General features: G+C 72.3%; 4 protein-coding genes and 3 pseudogenes. 1 reads left to right on the top strand and 6 read right to left on the bottom strand.

What is annotated here, in order from left to right; genetic code table 11:
- The 3 genes and pseudogenes from H5J33_RS22500 to H5J33_RS22490 form a co-directional block, all read right to left on the bottom strand.
- Window positions 1–392: pseudogene (locus tag H5J33_RS22500) on the bottom strand (CDP-glycerol--poly(glycerophosphate) glycerophosphotransferase); the annotation flags it as partial.
- A gap of 110 nt (window positions 393–502) precedes the next feature.
- Complete coding sequence (locus tag H5J33_RS22495; RefSeq protein ID WP_181796720.1) at window positions 503–1,309, bottom strand: ABC transporter ATP-binding protein; 807 nt, start codon at window positions 1,307–1,309, stop codon at window positions 503–505.
- On the bottom strand, window positions 1,302–2,216 hold the full coding sequence (locus tag H5J33_RS22490) for an ABC transporter permease (protein ID WP_181796719.1): 915 nt from the start codon (window positions 2,214–2,216) through the stop codon (window positions 1,302–1,304). Before H5J33_RS22490 ends, H5J33_RS22495 begins: the two co-directional genes overlap by 8 nt.
- A 199-nt stretch (window positions 2,217–2,415) precedes the next feature.
- On the opposite strand from H5J33_RS22490, the pseudogene H5J33_RS37685 reads away from it, so the two are divergent.
- Window positions 2,416–3,039, top strand: a pseudogene (locus H5J33_RS37685) (TetR/AcrR family transcriptional regulator); the annotation flags it as partial.
- 63 nt (window positions 3,040–3,102) lie between these two features.
- Here the strand turns inward: H5J33_RS37685 and H5J33_RS37680 are convergent.
- The 3 genes and pseudogenes from H5J33_RS37680 to H5J33_RS22475 form a co-directional block, all read right to left on the bottom strand.
- A pseudogene (locus tag H5J33_RS37680) lies at window positions 3,103–3,654 on the bottom strand (LysR family transcriptional regulator); the annotation flags it as partial.
- A 123-nt stretch (window positions 3,655–3,777) separates the two neighbouring features.
- Window positions 3,778–4,734 (bottom strand): GlxA family transcriptional regulator, encoded by a 957-nt coding sequence (locus H5J33_RS22480; RefSeq protein ID WP_181796717.1) that lies wholly within the window; start codon window positions 4,732–4,734, stop codon window positions 3,778–3,780.
- 24 nt (window positions 4,735–4,758) lie between these two features.
- A partial coding sequence (locus H5J33_RS22475) for a CPBP family intramembrane glutamic endopeptidase (protein ID WP_181796716.1) occupies window positions 4,759–5,328 on the bottom strand: 570 nt, incomplete at its 5' end.

The raw sequence follows: 5,328 nt of genomic DNA, 5'->3' as shown, positions 1-5,328 counted from the left end.
CTGCCGGCGGCCTGCCAGTCCGTGACGACGTGGTCGAACAGGAGCACGTCGACGGGGTCCGCGCCGTCCAGGGCGTCCAGTTCGGCGGTCCGCTCGGCTATCAGCCCCGGTCCGCCGGCCGGGAGGCCGTCCTTGGCGTGGACGAAGTGCAGCCAGCGGCCGGCTGCCCGGGCGGCCCCGGCCGCGCGGGCCTCGGCGTCACCGGTGCCGTCCGGCAGCGGTACGACGGTCATCCCGGGCGCGTAACCCTCGGCCGTCTCCCGCGCCCAGTCGCCGACGGCGGCGACGACGATCTCGGTGCCGGGCGGCGGATGGGCCGTCAGGGAGTCCAGCAGTTCCGTCAGATGCCCCTGGGTGTTCGGCCCGTAGACGATCACACTCAACTGGGGCATCGCGGTGGACTCCTTAGGCTGGGAATGTCCGGCACATCTTTCACAACGTCAGGTAAAGGACGTATAAAACGGTGCATGCCGGTGCCGTCCCCGCCGGGGGCCGCGGCGGCCTACGCCTTCGCCGCCGGCTTCTTCTCGCCGGTGAAGGCCTCGTACTCCTTCATGACCTCCTCCGTCGGCCCGTCCATGCGCAGTTCACCGCGTTCCAGCCAGAGGACCCGCTCGCAGGTGTCGCGGATCGACTTGTTGTTGTGGCTGACCAGGAACACCGTGCCGGCCCGCTTGCGCAGTTCGCGGATCCGCTCCTCCGAGCGGCGCTGGAAGGAGCGGTCGCCGGTGGCCAGCGCCTCGTCGATGAGCAGGACGTCGTGGTCCTTGGCGGCGGCGATGGAGAAGCGCAGCCGCGCGGCCATGCCGGAAGAGTACGTGCGCATGGGCAGGGTGATGAAGTCGCCCTTCTCGTTGATGCCGGAGAAGTCGACGATGTCCTGGTAGCGCTCCTTGATCTGCTCCCGGGACATGCCCATGGCCAGGCCGCCGAGGAAGACGTTCCGCTCGCCGGTGAGGTCGTTCATCAGGGCGGCGTTCACGCCCAGCAGGGACGGCTGGCCGTCGGTGTAGATGTGCCCGTTCTCCACCGGCAGCAGGCCCGCGACCGCCTTCAGCAGGGTCGACTTCCCCGAGCCGTTGGTGCCGATGAGCCCGATCGCCTCGCCCTTGTAGGCGACGAACGACACCTTCTTCACCGCGTGCACCCGGCGCACGCCGGCCGCCTTCTCGGTCTGCCCCCGGCGCAGGATGCGGTTGAGGGCGGCGGTGGCCGAGCCGCGGCCCGCGCCGGTGCCGTTGACCCGGTAGACGATGTCGACGCGGTCGGCGACGACGGTGGGGACCTTCTCGGTGGTGTGCTCAGCCACGGCCGTACGTCTCCTCAGCCTTCCAGAAGTAGATGAAGCCGCCGACGCCGGCGAACAGTGCCCAGCCGACCGCCGCCGCCCAGACGTGCGGGGGCAGCTGGTGGGCCTGGAAGCTGTCGATCAGCGCGAACCGCATCAGGTCGATGTAGACGGCGGCCGGGTTGATCTGCAGCAGGACGGTGACGGCGTGCGGCAGGTCGTCGTGCGTGGCGATCTTGTCGATGCTCCACATCACGCCGGACACGTACATCCAGGTGCGCAGCACGAAGGGCATCAGCTGGGCGATGTCCGGGGTCTTGGCGCCCAGCCGCGCCATGACCATGGAGACGCCCGCGTTGAAGGTGAACTGCAGGACGAGCGCGGGCACCGCCAGCAGCCAGGAGGCGGCGACCGGCACGCCGAAGCAGAGCAGGATGATGACGAGCGCGCACATCGAGAACAGCAGCTGCTGGAGCTGCTGGAGGGCGAAGGAGATCGGCAGCGCGGCACGCGGGAAGTGCAGCGCCCGGACCAGGCCGAGGTTGCCGGAGATCGCCCGGGTGCCCGCCATGATCGAGCTCTGCGTGAACGTCCACACGAAGATGCCGGTGACCAGGAACGGCACGTAGTCGGCGACGTTCTGCTTGGTGCCGAGGAGCACGCCGAAGATGAAGTAGTAGACCGCCGCGTTCAGCAGCGGGGTCATGACCTGCCAGACCTGGCCGAGCTTCGCCTGGCTGTACTGCGCGGTGAGCTTGGCGGTGGCGAAGGCACCGATGAAGTGGCGGCGGGCCCACAGCTGGCGGACGTACTGCGGCAGGGAGGGGCGGGCGCCGCTGACCGACAGGCCGTGCCGGGCCGCGAGCGCCGCGAGATCGTCGTCGGCCGGGGCCCGGGTGGGGGGCGGTGTGTGGAGGACCTGGCTCACATCCGCTGCTTTCGCTCGGGGGAGGGGATGCCGCGCCCGGCTCGCGCCGGGAGCGCCGCGGTGCCCGTCGGCCGGCGTTTCCTTACGTTTCTCTTCACGTGTTCTTACGTCGGGACGGGACCGTATCGTCGCAACGTGAGCGTAGGGCAGCGCACGTCGGAACGCAACCGTTTCGTCGTCACGGCCTATGCTGTGCGGTATGACGACGAACGCCGCCTCCGCCGACGAGCCGCCGGCGCGTCCGCGCCGCCGCGCGCCCGCCGGGGCCGCCGTGCTCCGGGAGGACGTGACCGAGGCCATCCGGACGGCGGTCTTCGAGGAACTGGCCGCCGTCGGCTACGCCCGCATGTCGATCGAGGGCATCGCCCGCCGGGCCGGTGTCGGCAAGACGGCGGTGTACCGGCGCTGGCGTTCCAAGCTCCACCTGGTGCTGGACGTGGTCTCGGCGATGGCGGTGACCGGCTTCCCGGTGCCCGACACCGGCTCCCTGGAGGGGGACCTGCGCCTGCTGTACGAGGTCACGTCCCGCGCCCTGCGCCACCCGGTCGCGTCCCAGATCATCCCCGACCTCCAGGCCGAGGCGGCCCGCAACCCCGATCTCGCCGAGGCCTTCCAGAAGGCGCTGCGGGACGGCCAGGAGGGCGTGGCCAGCCGGATCGTGGCGGCGGCCGAACAGCGGGGCGAACTGCGCGCCGGGGCCGACCCGGAGCTGGCCCTCGACCTGATCTCCGGCCCGCTGTACTGGCGCTCGGTGGTGATCCGCGCGCCGAAACCGCCCAAGGGCTACCTGGAGAAACTGGCCCGGGCCACGGCGGCGGCCCTCACCCACCAGTTCGCGCCGTCGGCTGCGACCGGTGACCCCCACCGTCTCCCGGCCGGCCAGCCACCGGACCGGCAACGGGTCGGGCGGGGGCGGTTCGCCGGGCGGGAAGACGGCCATGATCTCGTGCTCGGCCAGCGCGCGCACCACGATGCCGTCCGGGTCCAGGGGCAGGCAGACCAGGCCCAGTTCGGCCCGGCCGTCCGCCAGCATCCCGGGCACCTCCGCGTCGCGGCCGGTGACCTGGACGCGCACCCGCACCTCGGGGTGCAGCCCGCGGAACCGTCCGAGGAGCGGGGCGCACGGATCGACGGCCAGCACCGGCGTGGTGACCAGGTCCAGTTCCCCGGCCGGTCCGCCGTCCGGCCGGCCGATCACCTCGCCCGTCCGGCGCAGCTCACGCAGCAGCAGCCGCGCGTGGGGTACGAACGCGTGCCCGGCCGGCGTGAGAACGGCTCCCCGCCGCACCCGGCGCACCAGCGCCGCGCCCATCTCCTTCTCCAGCGTGCCCAGGGCCTGCGACAGCGACGGCTGGCTCACCCCGGCGGCCACCGCCGCGTGACCGAGGCTGCCGTGCTCGGCGACCGCGAGGAAGTACTCCAGCTGCTGACGGTTCACCCTCCGCACCGTACCCGGACCGGCACGGAATCCCCGGCGGGGGAGGCCTGGGACCTGTCGTTGGGATCACGCCGCGGACGCGGGGCCCGGAACGCACATCCGCGGCGTTCTCGTCGACAGGCCCTAGTCCCGCCGGACGAAGGTGCGCCGGTACTCGGTCGGGGTGGTGCCGAGGATGCGCTGGAAGTGGGTGCGCAGGTTCGTGCCGGTGCCGAGACCGACGTCGGCGGCGATCTGCTCGACGCTCAGCTCCGTACGCTCCAGCAGTTCGCGGGCCAGGTCGACGCGGGCCCGCATGACCCACTGCATCGGTGTGTACCCCGTGTCCTCGACGAAGCGCCGGGAGAAGGTGCGCGGTGAGACCGCCGCGTGCCGGGCGAGCGCTTTCAGGCTGAGGGGTTCGCCGAGCCGGTGCAGCGCCCACTCGCGGGTGGCGGCGAACCGCTCGCCGAGCGGCTCGGGCAGGCTGCGCGGCACGTACTGTGCCTGACCGCCGCTGCGGTAGGGGGCCGCGACCAGGCGCCGGGCCGCGTGGTTCGACGCGGCCACCCCGAGGTCTCCCCGCAGGATGTGCAGGCACAGGTCGATGCCCGAGGCGGCGCCGGCCGACGTCAGCACGCTGCCCTCGTCGACGAAGAGGACATTCTCGTCGACCCGGACCAGCGGGTGCTTCGCCCTGAGCGCCCGGGTGTAGTGCCAGTGGGTCGTGGCACGCCTGCCGTCGAGCAGGCCCGTGGCGGCCAGCGCGAAGGCGCCCGTGGAGATGGCGGCGAGCCGCGCGCCCCGGGCGTGGGCGGCGAGCAGCGCCTCGACCACGGCGGCCGGGGGGTCCTCGCGGTCCGGGAACCGGTAACCGGGGATGAAGACGATCTCGGCCCACTCCAGCGCGCCGATGCCGTCGGCGACGTGGTACGACAGGCCGTCGCCGCCGGTCACCAGGCCGGGCGCGGCACCGCACACCCGCACCTCGTACGGCATGCTCGCCCGGGTCGTGAACACCTGGGCGGGGATGCCGACATCGAGCGGCTTGGCACCCTCCAGCACCAGGACGGCGACACGACGCATACGGGAGGACGACACGGCAACAGGGTACGAGCCGCCGCCTCAGCCGGAGCGGGCGACCCGCCCGGCATGGAAATCCCCGTGGCGCGCGGGGAGTTCGCCGGTACGACCGCGAGTGTGGAACGAGGGCCGGAGCCGGCCGGTCAGCGCCAGGAACGCGACGAAAGCGCCGGTGGCGACCCAGCCGGGCCAGCCGGCCATGCCCATGTGCAGCGGATCGAGCGCCGCCGTGGGATCGGCGAACTCCTTGACCATGCCGACACTGACGGAACTCACGAACGCGTGACCGATGACGGCGGGCACGACCGACCCGGACCGCAGCCGCAGCCAGGTGAAGACCGGCAGGATGAGGACGCAGCTCACCAGCAGGGCGGGCACCGACACATACCAGGGCCGGCCCGGGTACTGGCCGCCCATCAGCAGCGTGGGCAGATGCCACAGGGCGAACGCCGTACCGGTGACCGTGTACGCCCGGACGAGGCTCCGGCGGTCGCCGTCCCCCACGAGACGCGGGAAGAGGTACCCCTGCCAGCCCAGCTCCTCGCCGAAGAACAGCGGCAGCCACACCAGCATGCCCGGCACGGCCCCGGCCGCCCAGCCGCCGAGCCCGCT

It is taken from the genome of Streptomyces sp. WELS2 (genome assembly GCF_013870595.1).
Taxonomy (GTDB): domain Bacteria; phylum Actinomycetota; class Actinomycetes; order Streptomycetales; family Streptomycetaceae; genus Streptomyces.
This window is presented reverse-complemented; position numbering and strand designations above follow the sequence as displayed.